General features: G+C 45.4%; 10 protein-coding genes and 1 pseudogene. All 11 read right to left on the bottom strand.

Annotated features, from left to right (window positions below; translation table 11 throughout):
- Position 1: 1 nt before the first annotated feature.
- The gene (locus tag MC7420_RS10705; RefSeq protein ID WP_006100251.1) at positions 2 to 1,024 is read right to left on the bottom strand and encodes a D-alanine--D-alanine ligase family protein; all 1,023 of its coding nucleotides are present in this window, start codon (positions 1,022 to 1,024) and stop codon (positions 2 to 4) included.
- A 32-nt stretch (positions 1,025 to 1,056) separates the two neighbouring features.
- On the bottom strand, positions 1,057 to 2,457 hold the full coding sequence (locus tag MC7420_RS10700) for a sodium/proline symporter (RefSeq protein ID WP_006100172.1): 1,401 nt from the start codon (positions 2,455 to 2,457) through the stop codon (positions 1,057 to 1,059).
- 288 nt (positions 2,458 to 2,745) lie between these two features.
- Positions 2,746 to 4,092, bottom strand: a complete 1,347-nt coding sequence (locus tag MC7420_RS10695; protein WP_006100110.1) for an ATP-grasp domain-containing protein — start codon at positions 4,090 to 4,092, stop codon at positions 2,746 to 2,748.
- A gap of 132 nt (positions 4,093 to 4,224) precedes the next feature.
- A complete protein-coding gene (locus MC7420_RS10690; RefSeq protein WP_006100117.1) occupies positions 4,225 to 5,052 on the bottom strand; it encodes an O-methyltransferase in 828 nt (275 codons plus the stop codon).
- A 93-nt stretch (positions 5,053 to 5,145) separates the two neighbouring features.
- The gene (locus MC7420_RS10685) at positions 5,146 to 6,507 is read right to left on the bottom strand and encodes a sedoheptulose 7-phosphate cyclase (protein WP_006100321.1); all 1,362 of its coding nucleotides are present in this window, start codon (positions 6,505 to 6,507) and stop codon (positions 5,146 to 5,148) included.
- 569 nt (positions 6,508 to 7,076) lie between these two features.
- Positions 7,077 to 7,262 (bottom strand): hypothetical protein, encoded by a 186-nt coding sequence (locus MC7420_RS10680; protein ID WP_006100062.1) that lies wholly within the window; start codon positions 7,260 to 7,262, stop codon positions 7,077 to 7,079.
- 763 nt (positions 7,263 to 8,025) lie between these two features.
- A complete protein-coding gene (locus MC7420_RS10675) occupies positions 8,026 to 8,940 on the bottom strand; it encodes an Rpn family recombination-promoting nuclease/putative transposase (RefSeq protein ID WP_006100056.1) in 915 nt (304 codons plus the stop codon).
- Between the two features lie 273 nt (positions 8,941 to 9,213).
- Positions 9,214 to 9,405, bottom strand: a pseudogene (locus tag MC7420_RS43795) (alpha-amylase family glycosyl hydrolase); the annotation flags it as partial.
- 81 nt (positions 9,406 to 9,486) lie between these two features.
- Positions 9,487 to 10,182 (bottom strand): hypothetical protein, encoded by a 696-nt coding sequence (locus MC7420_RS10670; protein ID WP_044206295.1) that lies wholly within the window; start codon positions 10,180 to 10,182, stop codon positions 9,487 to 9,489.
- Positions 10,183 to 10,374: 192 nt separating this feature from the next.
- Positions 10,375 to 13,764 carry a maltose alpha-D-glucosyltransferase gene (gene treS, locus MC7420_RS10665; RefSeq protein ID WP_044206482.1) on the bottom strand — a complete coding sequence of 1,130 codons (3,390 nt, stop codon included), beginning with the start codon at positions 13,762 to 13,764 and terminating at the stop codon, positions 10,375 to 10,377.
- A gap of 150 nt (positions 13,765 to 13,914) precedes the next feature.
- Positions 13,915 to 15,876 (bottom strand): alpha-1,4-glucan--maltose-1-phosphate maltosyltransferase, encoded by a 1,962-nt coding sequence (locus MC7420_RS10660; RefSeq protein WP_006100233.1) that lies wholly within the window; start codon positions 15,874 to 15,876, stop codon positions 13,915 to 13,917.
- Between the last annotated feature and the right edge of the window lie 885 nt (positions 15,877 to 16,761).

Below are 16,761 nucleotides of genomic sequence, written 5' to 3'. Positions count from 1 at the left end.
CTTAGATTAAGGCTTCAGCGATTGCCGTCTTCAATAACTCATCTACGGATATCCCTGCTGCTTTTGCCATACATGCAACAACACTTTTAGGAGAAAAAGAACAGTATAAACCTGCCTCTAAAAACCAGGGTTGTCCTTGGGGATCAATGCGAAAATCAAACAAGCTATAATGACGACAACCTAGCGCTTTGTGACATTGTTTAGCAACGTCTTGAACCTTGGTGGTTATCGGATCGGTTGTGTCAACTATCCAAGCCTTTTCATTATTCTTAGCTGCACAAGTTAATTCACCTGTCTCTGTTTTTTTTAGTTTGTCGCTATAATTACGAATTGGATGATTTTGAGTATTGACTGAATATTCTTCTAAAGGGAGTCCAATTAATGTTCCATTTTTAACAAAAGTCCCACATCTTACTTCTCTTCCGAGTTCAATATAGTCTTCCACTAATACCTCATCAGCATAGTGAAACGCTTGGGTTAAGGCTTCATCATAGTCAGCCATATTTCTCACTAGCGTAACCCCTAAAGAGTTATCCGAGTTAGCCGGTTTAATTACAACAGGTGGCATTAAATTGGGGGTGTCTCCTTGGTGTAATAGTTCCCCATAAGGGACTTTTACCCCTGCAGCAGCAACAATAGCTTTGGCTTTAGCTTTATGGGCGGTTAATGCCATCAACTCCGCTTTATTGCCCACATAAGGAATATTTAAGAGGTCAAATAAACCTCGATAGTGAGTCATTCCAGGAATACAAAACATTTGCGGTAAGACTAAATCTATGTTTTGTGTAGTGATCCACTGTATGGCTTCAGCAAGAGATATGGGTTTTGCTGCGTCAATGTCTTCTGGCGTCAAAGATGAAGGAAAACGCCACAATCTATCAGGGGTAATATAGGCAATAAAAAAATTATAGCGTGAGGGATTAGCGGTTGCTGTGATACAGTCTTTAGCATAAAGACGGGATAAGTCGCCATAAAACTCATTTTCAGCAGAACCCACTAAATGAAGAATATTCAGCACTGACATGATTGAATCTCCTGATAATTTTAAAACAAGATTTAAGTGCTTTCTTGGGCAATAAAAAACTGAGATCCTAAATAAATCAGACCCCCCGCCGCCATACCCGGAAGCACTTCATAAACTATACCCGATAAATCCAGTCCCACCTTCCAGAACAACGCCGCCGCAATTCCCCCGAACATCATCGCGATCGCGACTGGCGTGGTTACCGATTTTTGCCAAACCCGTAAGATTAATAGTGGTCCCAAACTAGAGGCGAGAACTGACCAGGAAAATGTAATCAAGGCAAAGACATTATCATCTCCGGCTAAGGCAATACTCAAGGTAATTACCGTCACCGTTAAGGTTCCTAACTTGGCATAATTATATGAGTGCGCCAATCCTGGAAACAGGTCTTGAGTTAACGCGGCTGAACAGGATAAAATTTGGGAATCCGCTGTCGATATTGTAGCGGCAAAGAGTCCCGCTAGCATCATTCCCACTAAAATAGGGGGCAATAATTCCAGGGCTAAATAAGGTAGTGCTAATTCTGGATCACCATTGATTAACAAATCTGGCAAAAGCACCCGCGCAGCCATCCCCACAGCCATCGCTGAAGACGAGGTAAAGAAAGCGCAAATCACTTTAATATCCCGTGCTAAACCAATCTTATTCGCCGAATTAATTGCCATTGCCCGAATTAAAATATGAGGTTGACCCACGACACCAAATCCGGCGGCAATCCAGCCAATTAAAAAAGGTACAAATCCCCACTCCAGATCCTTTGGACTTAAACTGACCAATTCTGGATCAATAGCGTCAAGCTGTGTCCAGAATCCAGCCAATCCGCCACAATTTGCGATCGCTACCACCACCAACAGTACCAGAGAACCAATCATAATCGTGGCTTGCACCGCATCCGTCCAAATTGAAGCCCGAATTCCCCCCGAAAAACAGTAAATCATCACCACAATCGCGCCAACAATCACACCGAGGGAATAATTCCAATTAAACACCGCATGAAGTGCCTTCCCTCCTGCAACTAATTGCGCCGCCGCATAAGATCCCAAAAACGCGATCGTAATTAATGCTGAAATTGCCGTAATCCAGCGAATTCCTTTGGTTTCTTGACCCAGGAAAGAGGACACCGTATCGGCAGAAATTTCTTCAGAAACCTGTCTGAATCGTTTAAATACAAACCACCAGGCAATATAATCTCCGATCATCCAGCCAAGGGTTAGCCAAATCGCCGATAATCCAATCGTGTAAGCAAAGCCAACTTGACCGATAAATAGTAAACCACTTTGACCCGTCGCCATCGCTGAAAGGGCAGTTAGCCAGGGATTAACATTGCGGCTGGCAAGGAGGTAATCAGTTGTCGTATTTTGCTTTTGGGTTGTCGAATAAATGCCGACGCCAGTAAACACCAAAAGAAATACGATAAAGGTAGCTGCAATCATTACTGAATTATGAATTAAGGATTAAATCGCTCAACATTGAAAGGCATAATAATAAAGCTAACGGTTGAGATTAGAGAACAGGGAACAGGGAACAGTAAGGGTTTGAGGGCGATTTACAAAACTTAATGCGGTGCTGCTTTCTTTTCTCCGACTACTTATGGCATCATAGGCTGTTCCCATAATTTAACCTTTTACTCTCGATTTTATTTATTCTCCCCCAGCTTCCCCAGCTTCCCCAGCTTCCCCGGCTTCCCCGGCTTCCCCAGCTTCCCCGGCTTCCCCAGCTTTTCAATCTCCCCCCAATTCCACCAACTTACCAATATTAAAATCAATCCTGATCCAGCCCTGCATTCGGCGCAGATTATCCAGCAACAATAAAGGAATTTGCCAGTGGTGTACCATCAAAAACGGTAGCGGATCATTCACCTGAAAAATTGCATCTTTCCCGCCAAACACTGTCTTAAACCAGCGCCGGATATCCCCAAATGAACGAATCTCATTCAACCGCCAAACTTCGTGATATAACCAATAGGTTGGCTTACTTTCCGGCAATGGCTGCAAGGGTTCAGGTAACGGCGTGTCACTCAAATACGCCTCTGCTACTCCGGGATGGTTATAAAACATGGTAATTGCCGAATGCGTGCGGGGATTACACTCGATCGCGTAAACTATCCCATCCTCTGTCTTGATAAAATCAAAGGAGGCTTGTCCCGTCAAATTCAATCCCTGGACAAACCGACTCACCCACTGCAAAATATCCGGCTGATCCACGTTTTCATAATTCACTTGAAACGCTGAAGATTCACAGCAGCAGTGTAGTCGTAATTCCCCATTCCGCACCGTACTATGAGTACAGTATTCCTTACCCGGAATAAACTCCTGCATAATCCAGGGTTTATCCTCACTGATGGGTAAACTCTTGACAAATGCAGCAGTTTCTGATGGAGTTTTACAGGGAAGTTTAGTTAAGTTTAAACGCCGCACTGAGTCGTAAGGAATACTCTTCAGGATATACTTCCGTTTCTCTCCTCGAAAGTCAAAATCAATCACCTGTTGCGGATCAGTAATTTTAAAGGATTTGGGTACAGATAAGCCAAATTCCCGTGCTTTTTGGGCAAAAGCAAACTTATCATCCAGCAGTTGAGTGACATCTGGATCAAAGTGGAAAACCTCACAACATCCCGATAATACAGGTTTGGCTAAAGAGTCATAATAACTAGCGACGGGACTACAGACTGGAACATAAACATCCACATTTTCCTGTTTTGCGATCGCGAGTAGCCCTTCCATGTAACCATCGGGATCTTTATTGGGCGCCGGAACTGTATAAAATCGATCCACCGCCCGAGAAAATCGATGTCCCACTAGCCAATATTTATGGGATTCTACTAAAATAACTCGATGTCCATCAGCGTAAAATGACCGCGCCAGTTGCAAGGATTTGGTCATTTTCCCCCCAGTCAGCATAATCGTTTTCGGATTGGGGTTAGCCACTTTGGGGTTCTGGAAAGGGCGGGTGAGACTATCCCACACCAGCGCCACGACGACAACGGTTAAATTAAATGGAAACGCGATCGCGAGTAAGGTTAATGTCCCCAGGTTTTGCAGTACGGCGAGAATAAGTGAGTTAGTCATTTGTCAAGAGTAGGGGTTTGGTCACCAAACCCCATTTAATCAGGAAATTGAGGATTAAGTCGGGGCGGGTTTAGTTACATTTTGGTGGGGTAATAAAGGATAGTTGTGAAACCCGCCCCTACAGATGTCCGTTTAAACCCGTCGAATTAGGGTCAAACCGTCACGCAAGGGTAAGACAACCTGTTCCACCCTGGAATCATCCGTAACCACCTGATTAAATTTGGCGATCGCGTCTCCATTCGGTGTCCGTTCTTCTTCTGCTAAATAAACCTGTCCTTGCAGTAAGGTATTATCCACACAAATTAACCCGTCTGGTGCTAATAATTGGGTGTCTAGGAGCGTATGATAATAATCCACATACTCCTGCTTATCGGCATCAATAAATACAAAGTCATAGGACTCACCCGCTTTCGCTAATTGACGCAATGTCTCCAAGGCTGGCGCAACTTTTACAGTAATTTTGCCACCATGCGGTGAGGCTTGGAAACAGGTTTGGGCAAAACTTGCCACATAGTCATCCACTTCACAAGCGATCACTGATCCATCATCAGGTAATCCTTCCGCCATCGCCAAAGCAGAATACCCGGTGAACATCCCAATTTCCAGAACCCGTTTCGCCCCAGTCATCTTGACAAACATCTTTAAGGTTTGTCCCTCAATATGTCCAGATAACATCTCCTGTTCTAACTGGCGCACTGTCTCGCCATCGGAGAATAGTCTACTCCAATCTTCAGTGCAGGTTTTCTCTACTAAGGCGGTTAAGGCGGGAGAATCTGGAGTTGTATTGTGATTCAGGTAGGGTTCAAGTTTAGCCGCGAGTTGATAGGCTTTTTTTAGAGAACTTGCCAGTTGGGGGTGTTGCGCGGCGTCTACTAATTCCAGGGTTTGTTCAAGCTGTTCGACTAGAATTCCCAGGGGAGTAACCGGACGTGCGATCGCTTCTTTTGTTACAGTTTGCATGATTTATTTCCTTAATGATGTGGCAATTTGTACCAAACGTTGCTGGGTAGAGACGCGCCATGGCGCGTCTCTACATAGGTTGAGGGGATAGAATTATTCCAAACCCAAATCCTTGAGATACATTTCTACGCCAGCACCACCATCAGGGAACATTGCACAGACGGCTTTATGATCCGCTACCGCCGCTTCCAGTACATCTGGGGGGACTTCTTTGGCATAATCACAGACACCGATACCACAGGGTAGAGGTGCCCACAGTCCGCCATCTCCCCGCTTACGCCGCATATTTTGCTGACCCGCAATCATCAGATCAATGTCTTCTAAGATAGGATGATAGACACTCAACCCTAGAGAACGAATCAGTGCGAGAATGCGATCGCGTTCTGTAGGTTGCAGCCAGCCTAATTTCGTCGCTAAGGTTGCGCCATACGCCATTCCTGTCGATACTGCATGACCATGCATTAACTTAGCGGCGGGTTCATAACGGGGACTCCAGGTGTGACCATAAGCATGAGGGCGATCCTGATACGTCTCGAACATATTCGTCCCCTCATATTTCATATAGGAGAACAATGCCCGATAAATCACCTCATCCGCAACCTTGGCTAACTCCTGATCATCTCCTAACGTTGCGAAGTGAGTTTCTACCAAGCGCGAACCATAGTCTTCCAGCAGTTCAAACAAAACCTTGTCATCCGTCACCGCCATTTTAATAATTTCCGCCATCCCATTCCGGATATGACCCGTGGCGAGGCTGCGGAAAAAAGTGCGATCGACTAAGGTTAGTACGGGTGGATGATACGCCCCAATACTATTCTTAAATTGTTTACCATTGGTACAAGTACGCGGACTCGGACCGGCGTCAATCGCCGCGACTATCGTTGTCCCCACCATAATATAAGGCGTGCGACGGTGTTGTAAGGCACAGGCTAATCCCGCCACATCACTGAGAACCCCCCCACCAATCACTAATACGGGTTCATTGCGAGAGACATCACAGCCGTCTTTTCCTAAGAATTCCAGCAGGCGATGCACCGTTTCTGGGGTTTTATCCGCTTCCCAGGCGCGACAGACATTCATCTGGAGGGGAATTTCATGGGTGTCAAAATACTGACGCACCGATTCCCCGTACAACTTATCTACTGTTTGGTCAATGATGGCGATACAGCGACCCCGACTATTATAGATTTCCGCTAGGTTTGGGTTAGAGGGGTCGAAAATGCCCTGAATTAACTTGACTTGTGCTTTTAGGGTAAAGGTTGCAGTGACTTCAAAGGAGCGACTATCATTCCCTGGAACGATTTCTCCCGACCCGGTATACCATTCCGAGGTGCGATACTTGGCTCCATGTTCGACTCCAATATTGTTAGCGTCTCGGCTTGGCAATGAGTCAATTAAATCTTCTCGGATTGTCTCCGTTAATCCGGCTTGAGGAAAGGTTGTTTGTGGAGTCATTGTAGATTGGTTTCTCCTGTACTTATGACATGAAAAGGTGTTGTAGCGTTCTGAAATTATTGGCAGCGAAAATTAACTCGATGCCAGGGGAAACACTGTTATAAAATTTGGCAATTCATACCAGAGAAGCCGCGTAGACCAGCATTGAATGACACTGATTTAAGGGAGTAAGCACAAAGCGATTCTAGATCGCTCACAGGCTTACCTACAAACACTTAATTCAGCACTATTCTGTTTAAGGCTTCTCTCAAATTGACCCAAAACACAGGAGTTCTGGTTGATTCAATTATCCTCAACCAAGTAAGTCATCAGGGGTTATCCTGATTGACGATGTTTTTCCAATGGTGGTATTGAATTTTGGAAAAAAGGACAGAAAACCAATATCTAAATTGCTAACCTGAAAGCCCTAGTGCCAAGGGAGTACAATAAGTAGACGACTCACCTTGACTCGCTTGACAGGTAATCCTGACAAGCAGATCGAGTCTTCCATTAGCGGGTTTTGGGTTAAATACTTTTTGTCAAAATGCCCGTTGGCAAAACGGTGAACCAATTGATTTTGTCAAAGGGTCTTACTTACAAAGCAAACTTGGCTTACCACCGATCTTACGCCTCACTAGCGCCGTTGTTGCCAACCAATAGTCTGTTTGATCGGTAGGCTTCCATTTTAAATTACACCCGTGATTAATTTGCTGATCAGGGTTCAGCGGTTTTGTGGTAATATCCGTCATTGCTGCTCTAAATTTTTCATCAATCATCGAAACTCCTTTGGGTCCCAAACCCTGTCTTTATAAGACAGCTTTACAATTAAATGCTGGTTTTTAAATGGATATAATCCCAGGAACCAGCAAAACCTGTAATAAGTCCCTTCGCTCACCTAGTCCAAGATGTCTTGGCATTACCCAACGCCTAACCAATTAGGCTTAGAGATAGTCCGAACTAGGGAAGTATTCGGAAGTCTGTACCAGGACTAGGCTCAAAAAGCTATTCACCTCTTACGTTGTCCAAACTGGCTTGGTCAATCCTTGTCCCTTTTAGGGCAAGGTTGGTGAAGAGTGTGTTACTGATGAATTCACTGATAATCAATCTGCCCATTCAGACAAAACAGTTTGGCTAAAGGAAATTATCTCTGACCAGAAACAATTTTCGGCAGGTAAAGGAGGTCGCCCTCGTTTCAAGATTTAATACACGTTTGCTAGTTTAACGCTTTACGTTTCTTACTCTTTCGCTGATTTAAGGAATTTATTATTTTTTAGAAAAGAATATGTAAAACTTATCAAAATACTTGCCTAAGAAAGTAAATAAAGTATTATTTGTCAATAAGTAAAAATACTGAGGATGCCCGAAACGAGAGGAAAAACAGCTATCAACTTTCGGCAACACCAACTACTGTTTCCGCCAATGCAGAAAACAGCGATAATGATTCAAGAGTTAGGGTAGGTTAGGTAACGTTTACGCTTTACCCAACCTAAAAAATTGACATAATACTCGCTCTGATCTGCCGAAGTTGTTAAGGAATGTTCAGCGCGATCGCTCTTCCAGCCAATGTTCCAAATCTGCTAAACGGTTAAAGTCTAAAAAATCTTCTCCTAAACGTTCCAACTCTTCAATCGATAACATTTCAATTTGGCTAGTTATCGCGATATTAATCTCACCAAAACGCTTTTTGAGTTGACGCAGGATTAACGCGATCGCTTCCGTGAGTTTTCCTTCTTCTTTACCTTCTTCTTTTGCATAAGTTATCCGCCCTTTCTCATCTTGTAACATTATCCCTCGGCGATCAACCATGTCTAACTCTTCTACCGTCATTTTGGCTTGGTTGGCAATATTTAAAGCCAGTTCTATCTCACGGACTTCTCTTAAATTATCGGGTATGGCATCCAAGGTTGCAGCTTCTTTAATAAAATAAATCCATTTATCGCTTAAACTATTTAATTCTGACAGGGTTTTCTTGAATTTCGGCAATTCTATAAAAATGAGTTGCAATTCGGTATCGGGATAGGCAATTTTTTTCGTTTTTTCCTGAAAGATAAATTGATTGATTACATCAGGAGTCTGGTTAAACAGGATAAAATCGGTGATAGTGACAGCAATCACCGGGGTCAGACTGAGATAGTTTTCGCCGATACCTAACTGATTGGTATAAGCTTTGCTTAAATTATAAATGACCCGTTTACTAAAAGCACTCACCCGCGCTATTTGCATTTCAATAACGACAATAGACCCATCAGACAAAACTGCTTTTATATCTAAATATGTGTCTTTTAAGGTCATTGCCTGACCAGGATTATAGGGATTGATAATTGTCAAAGATTGAATAATCTTCTCGCCCCCATAAATTATCGCATTGAGAAAACTGATTAAAATATCCTTGCTTTGTTCAGAGCCAAATATTTTTTTAAAGGCATAATCGACCTTGGGACTGATAAATTTCATACTTCCCCCATTTAAGCCTAAATATATTTAATATGGTTGAATTTTACCACGCTGTCATGCATTTAAATTGGGTATTAGTAGCGAGCAAGATGCTCGCACTACAACCCGCATTTCTCACAAGTTTTGCCATCTTAGTCCTTGAAACCTTTACCTAGAGGATGTTTCGAGCATTTTTGACCGAACCTAAATTTCGACAGAGTGTTGAAAGCCTTATTGTACCGTCAAGCCAGGTTGTATAAGTCTTTGGACAATTGTGGTGAGAAATCCGGGAGTCGTAAACCCCGCCTGATGCGCCTCAGCTTGCCAAGGAATCGGAGTACGAGAACCATCTCTCCCTTTCATCACCGGATACGCTGCAATTCCCAAAGGATCTTGCATTTTCTCATAGGGAACCTCGGCTTGGGGAAGTCCTAATTCATCCCCTTGATACAGACAACAACTCCCTGGTAAAGACAGAATCAGCGCCTCCTGTCATTCTGAACGCAGCGAAGCGGAGTGAAGAATCCCTCTAACTGTTGAGGCTAATCCTAATTTATGTCCAGGTACTTAGGGTTCCCACTCGACTGGAACAACTTTTATCTCCTGTTCGTTGTATGCGTTTAGACAAGCGCGTATACGTCCGTTTGACTCGAGCATACCTAGGACGTGATACTTGTAACCTTCTCCGTATTCTGTTCGGGCTATCTCCACGGCTTTAGCTTCAATCGCACTATCGGGTGTCAAGTAGAAGAACTTGATGCTCAGAGGTACTGCTACCAGCACTATCCCCAGAATGAATGCCAGCTTTAGAGGGGGAGCAGAATAAGAATGATCCGATCGCACCAATGCTGACACGATAGGTGCAGCACGCAGTTGTGTGTAGACCCAGAAAGCAACAGCGATCGCTATAATCTGAACTAGGGTTGGCAGAAAATTGCTCACTGGATCAACGCGAAATGCAATTTCCCAAAAGTCTGTCGGAAACAAAAAGGGAAGTCGGATCAGATTGCTGGCGAAGTACGCGAGAATTAAGGCAGCAAACCATGTAACTAGGGAAACGATTTGCAGATTTCCCCGAAGGAACAACACACCCAATACCACTAAGATTGCCGATCCAGGTGATGAAGATGTTGGACTCGGATTTGATGATAATATGCACTGCGGATCATCAAGCGTAGACCAAAAATAGGCGAACTCGAGAATCCCACAAGCGATCAGAACAATACCTACCCGCGTCAAAATTTGTCTTTTGTCATTCGTCATTTGTCATTTGTTGAAGATGACTTGCACTCTAGTCAGGGCGGGTTTAGTGATATCAGGGTGAAAACTAAACGTTAATAATAAAACCCGCCCCTACACACAGGGCGGATTTTGCTGTCAACCTAGGGAGAATAACCAATATTAGTCCCTCACCCCCTCACCCCATCACCCCATCACCCCATCACCCTTATCTCTCTACCTCATCGGCGGCGTCTGGAAATTCATCTGTTCCCCACCAGACATTGGTACTGACTCCAGCAACTGGAGAATGCGCTGTAAGGGAATATCTACCCACTTCGGTCGATTATTGAGTTCATAGCCTAACTCATAAATCGATTTCTCAAACAGATAAGCATCCAACAGCACCTGCAACTCCTGAGTCGTTTCCGGAATAAACGAATGACCTGCACTTGTAGCCAGATAGGTTTTCAGGAAGGTATCACTCACCCAGGAATACCAGAATCCAGACCATTGTTCCATCACCGAGAGATTATCCGGGCGAATCATACCACTGTCAATTTCATTGCGTAAACCCAGAGTCACCGCATAGTGGAATGATTGCAGCATTCCCGCCACATCTCGCAGAGGCGATCGCTTCATCCGCCGTTCACTTAATGGACGGGCGGGTTCTCCCTCAAAGTCAATGATAATTAAGTCTTTCCCCGTATATAAGACTTGTCCTAAATGGAAATCCCCATGACAACGAGTCCGCATCGCCGTAATTTGCAGATTGACTATGGCTTTAAAGCGTCCTAAAATCTGCTCTTGGCGGTTGAGAATGGTTTGGGCTAAAGGCTGAGTTTCCTCCGGTAATACCTCGATCCGTTTTTTCAGTAGCAGTAAAACCTGACCCGTCAGGTTCCGCATATACTGATACACAGACCGTTGATAGAACGAGGTAAACGGTTCCGGGGCAAAGTTAGGATTCTCCGTATCTGAGGACAACGCAATATGCAATTGAGCGGTTCGCTTTGCCAACAGTTGGGTTGTATCCAAATAGGGAACAATCAGATTGTAGCCAAAGGGCGGATCAGTTCTATCCAGCGACTCCACAGCCGAAGGTAAGAGGAGTTCCATTTCCTGTAAATCTGATCCGGGCAATACCATCACTTGCTCAAAATAGCCGCGCAGGGAATCTAAGGTATAAGACCAAGCATTGGTGGTATTGGGAACAAATGCTTGCAAAGCGCCGATGGTGATTGTATCTGAGTTGGCACCACGATACTCCAACGCCCCCGCCACGGGAACAAAATGTTCGGTGACTTTTTTCTCGGTGAGGAAACGCCCAATTTCTAAGTCTGGGTTAATTCCTTCCTCAACCTTGCGGAACAGCTTTAAAATAAAGCGATCGCCATACACGATTGAAGTATTACTTTGTTCGCCTCTGAGCAGATGCGGCTCCAGGTGAGTCGCCTCCTGCATCAGTTCAGCCAGGGCGTCTGTTGCTGTAGCCACTAAGGTTCCCGCCTTTCCTTTATAGCGATGCTTGTGATGAACGGCATCTAAGGGGAAGGCTAAAAAGTCCGGTTCAGCTACCGCATCGAATAATAAGCCCACCTCTTCATGTCCCTCAACCTGGAGATAGGCGATGACTTGATTTGCCTGAATGTTCGACCCATCGCCACCCAGTTCCGTTCCTGGCGCGTAAGCTAAGGGCAGAATGTAGGTTTCTGGGATACCCTCAGTGTATTCGAGTTTGATAAAAATTAACTCCGCCTCGGTTTGTTTATAGGAGACGGGAATGGCTTCCACAATCTCTGCCGATTGCACTGTCCTTGCCTTACCCCCAAACCAGCGACAAGTATAGAGATAGTTGGGCAAAATTGACTCTAGGGTGGTCTTTAAAATCGGTTGAGAAAATACCGTTTGCCATTTGCCACTCACCCTCAGTGTCGGCGGTTGAACTTGGGAACTGGGGGTTTCTGCTAGAGTGTCTTGCAACTGGAGGGTAAACCAGTAGAAGCTATGGGGGGTAAGGCTGAGGAAATAGGATGCAGAACCAATCGCTGGGAATTGGGTACGTCCAAATATCTCCACTGGCACCATCCCTTGGAATGCCGAGAGATCCAATTCCACGGTTTGCACAAATCGCGACAAGTTGGCAACCACTAAGATATGTTCCCCCGCATAAGTACGGGTAAATGCCAAAACCTTACGGTTATCGGGATGGAGAAACTCAAACGTCCCCCGACCAAAGGCTTGGAAACGCTGGCGGGTAGCAATTAACCGCTTCATCCACCACCACAGGGAATTGGGATTCCCCTGCTGCGCTTCCACATTAATCGCTTCGTAGTGATATTCTGGGTCAACAATCGGCGGGGCGTAGAGTTTTTGCGGATTCGTGCGCGAGAAGCCAGCATTGCGGTCAGCACTCCATTGCATCGGTGTGCGTACCCCGTTGCGATCGCCCAGATAAATATTATCGCCCATACCAATCTCATCTCCGTAGTACAAGACTGGCGTACCCGGAAGAGACAGCAGCAACCCATTCATCAATTGAATTTGGTCGCGATTATTCCCCATCAGTGGTGCGAGGCGGCGACGAATCCCTAAATTAAGCCGTGCCTGCGGGTCTTCTGCATACACTTTATACATGTAGTCCCGGTCTTCATCACTGACCATTTCCAGAGTCAGTTCATCGTGATTCCGCAGGAACAATGCCCACTGACAGTTATTGGGAATTTGCGGCGTCTGGTTGAGAATATCAATGATGGGGAAATTATCCTCCATCTTTAAGGACATGAACAGGCGTGGCATTAGGGGAAAATGGAAATTCATGTGGCACTCATCCCCCTGCCCATAATACGCCGCCGCATCTTCGGGCCACTGATTCGCCTCAGCCAACAGCATCCGATTGGGGAACTTGGCATCAACATGGGCGCGTAACTGTTTTAAGAACGCATGGGTTGCGGCTAAATTCTCACAGCTTGTGCCTTCTTGTTCATACAGATACGGCACAGCGTCCATCCGCAGTCCATCTACCCCCATCCCTAACCATAAATCCACAACCTCCAAAACGGCTTTACCTACTTCCGGATTTTCGTAATTGAGGTCAGGTTGATGGGAGTAGAAGCGATGCCAGTAATAGGCTTTCGCTAACGGGTCCCACGCCCAGTTAGAATGTTCAAAATCCTGGAAAATAATCCGGGCATCTTTATATTTTTCCGGGTTGTCACTCCAAACATAAAAATCCCGTTCATTGCTTCCCTTGGGGGCTTTGCGAGCGCGTTGAAACCAGGGGTGCTGATCGGAGGTATGGTTAACAATTAACTCAATAATTACCCGTATCCCCCGTTGATGCGCCGCCTCTAACAGCTCTCGCAAGTCTTCGATTGTGCCAAAAATGGGATTAATTTTTTTATATTCGGCAATATCGTAGCCATCATCTTTCAGCGGAGAGGGGAAAAAGGGTAATGTCCAGATGGCGGTGACCCCTAAATCCCGTAAATAATCTAGCTTCGATGTCAATCCGCGCAAGTCACCAACTCCATCGCTATTGCTATCGGCAAAGGCACGAATTGGCACTTCATAGATGATGGCATCTTTAAACCATAACGGATCATCTTTTAAGATCGAGTTAAGCATTTTTTCTTTGGTAGTTGTTCCTGGTTGATTCGTCATTGGTCATTGGTCATTGGTCATTGGTCCTTGGCTTCCCCTGCTTCCCCTGCTCCCCCTACATCGGAAATGAGGTTTGGAGACCAAACCCCTACTGTTCCCATCTCCCTCAGCTCTCTATTGCCTTACCCAGAAAACGTGTGCTGGAATATCCTGAGGATTGAGTTCCACATAGTTATGTCCGCCAAACCAGGTGTAGTGGGTATCACTGAGTAGATCATGGAGATAGTATTCCCGATAGGGGTCAATCCCTAAGGATTCTAAGGGCAAGTCAATGAACCCCGCTTGCATCCATTGAGGGTCAAAACTGACCACCATTAGAATCACATCCTTGCAATCATCAGTCTGTTTGCTGTAACAAATAATATGGTGATTATCCGTGTGATGAAACCGCAAACTGCCGTTACTTTGCAACGCGGGATGTTCCCGACGGGCAAAATTGACCCGGCTAATCAAGTCTTTGATTGTATAAGGACTATCTAAATCCCACTCCCGAATCTGATATTTCTCCGAGTTTAAATACTCTTCGCTACCGGGTTTGAGCGCCCGATTTTCGCAGACTTCAAACGCTGGTCCATAAATCCCATAGTTTGCCGTTAAGGTTGCGGCTAGGACTAAGCGAATAATACAGGCAGGGCGTCCTCCATGCTGAATAAACTCATGCAAAATATCGGGGGTATTGGGCCAAAAGTTAGGGCGAAAGATGTCATAAGCCGGGGTTTGGGTGAGTTCGGTGAGATATTGGGTCATTTCCCACTTACTATTACGCCAAGTGAAATAGGTATAGGATTGGGTAAATCCTAGCTTGGCGAGGCGATACATCACCTTGGGACGGGTAAAGGATTCCGAGAGGTAAATTAAATCTGGATAGGTTTGTCTCAAATCCGCAATCACCCATTCCCAAAAGTCAAAGGCTTTGGTATGGGGGTTATCGACTCGGAAAATCCGCACGCCTTTTTCAATCCAAAAGAGCATGACACTCCGCAGTTCTTGCCACAGATTTTGCCAGTCTGGGGTTTCAAAGTCAATCGGATAAATATCCTGATATTTTTTCGGCGGATTCTCGGCGTATTGAATCGTCCCATCAGGGCGGCTACGGAACCATTGGGGATTTTCTTTGACGTAGGGGTGATCGGGGGAACATTGGAAGGCTAAGTCTAGGGCAATTTCCAGTCCATGTTCGGCGGCTTTGGCGACAAAGTCCTCAAAGTCAGCCATGGTTCCTAATTGGGGATGAACCGCCTTGTGTCCGCCTTCGGCTGCACCAATACCCCAGGGTACACCCACATCATCGGGTTCGGCGACATTGGTGTTATTTTTGCCTTTGCGATATTGTTTGCCAATGGGGTGAATCGGGGGTAAATAAAGAACATCAAACCCCATACTGGCAATATAGGGTAAGCGGGCTTGGGCATCTTTGAATGTGCCGTGTTTGCCCGGTTCACCACCGGAACGGGGAAACATTTCGTACCAGGTGCTAAACTTTGCCCGTTCTCGGTCTACGATAATTTTCAGTTCTTTGTGGTAGGTGCTGGCAAATTTGCGATCGGGGTATTTTGCCATTAGGGTGGCTAGTTCCGGGGAAATGGCTTTATCGCCTAAAATTGGTTGAGCGACATCTTGCGATCGCAGTGTCGCGACCCAGGTTTTTAACTGTGCCGCATCATCCCCACTGGCGCGTTTCACCGCCTCTTCGACTAAGTTTGCCCCAATCAGCAAGTCAACCGACACATCCTGTTCGGCTGCCAGTTTTTTGGTCATGTCCCGTTGCCAGGATTTAAAGTGGTCAGCCCAGCCCATAATGGTATAGACATAATCCCCCATCTCTGATACAGTAAACTCTCCCTGCCAGCGATCGTTCACCGTTGGCGACAGGGGAACCTCAAACCAGGTTTGCGACTTCTGGGGACGGTATAAAATGACACCCGATACAGCATCATGACTGTCACAGAACATATCCACTTCCACATGGACTCGTTCCCCAACTGTCCGCTTGATGGCAAAACGACCCCCATCAACTTGGGGCAACACACCCTCGATTTGAACTCGTCTCCGACCTTCCTCTGGCAATGGCAGCATGATCAACACGTCCTTTAGCTTTTTCTCAAACAGTCGCAGGTGCCCCTTACTGTCATACCGCTTTATCCTTCAGCCCTTACTCTTGTTCCTTTGACTCTGGCTAAGGAACTGAAGTTGGTGTAGTTACCTAACTGTAAAGCGTTTCAATAAACCTGTCCGACTGCTACCTTAGTTAACTTTACGAATTAATGTCAAGATTTCTATGCAAAATGTTAATAAACAGCGTTATACTCAAAAGATTTACGGCTATTAGCCTACAGGAAATACCCATTTGATTCATCTGACCTAGGTATGAGCGATCGTTAAGCTCATCCTTGGTGTCCCATGATTCCAAAATAACGGTAGTATTCCTATGCCAGCCGAACTACGCTGCTGTGTTGTGGGGGCGGCGTCTCATCCATCCGGATCAACTTAAGCCAAAACCGTTGCTAATTCTGGTTTTCAGCCACTCGTACCGGGTAGCTTTTGATACTTATACCCAGTTGCCGTCTAATATATACAGAACTTTCTTTTTCCCCAATTTCCTCATCTCCCCCTCACCCCCTCACCCCCTCACCTCTATCTGCTATCTTTGAACGCAACTTGGTATTACCCGTCAAAATTATGCCCCAGCTTCCCCTGCACCCCCTACTTAGAGGCTGTCGTCAGTCTAACAAATTTACAAAATCTTTAAATTATCGCTTTATAGCTTTAAGATAACTTTATCTATTAAAGTTCAGTTATGAGTAAAATACTAATACAGACCTTTTCAGCGGGCGCAAAAATTTTGAACGAATTGTCGTTCTGCTGAACTGACCCCTCAATTGAGTCGAGAAACTGTTCGTGACTTGGCAGCTAGGAACAGTTCCTCCTTAAATCATGTCCGCTCAAATACCCTTGATAAAA

The organism is Coleofasciculus chthonoplastes PCC 7420 (assembly GCF_000155555.1).
GTDB lineage: Bacteria > Cyanobacteriota > Cyanobacteriia > Cyanobacteriales > Coleofasciculaceae > Coleofasciculus > Coleofasciculus chthonoplastes_A.
The sequence above is the reverse complement of the archived record's forward strand: the minus strand, read 5'-3'. Positions and strand labels throughout refer to the sequence as shown.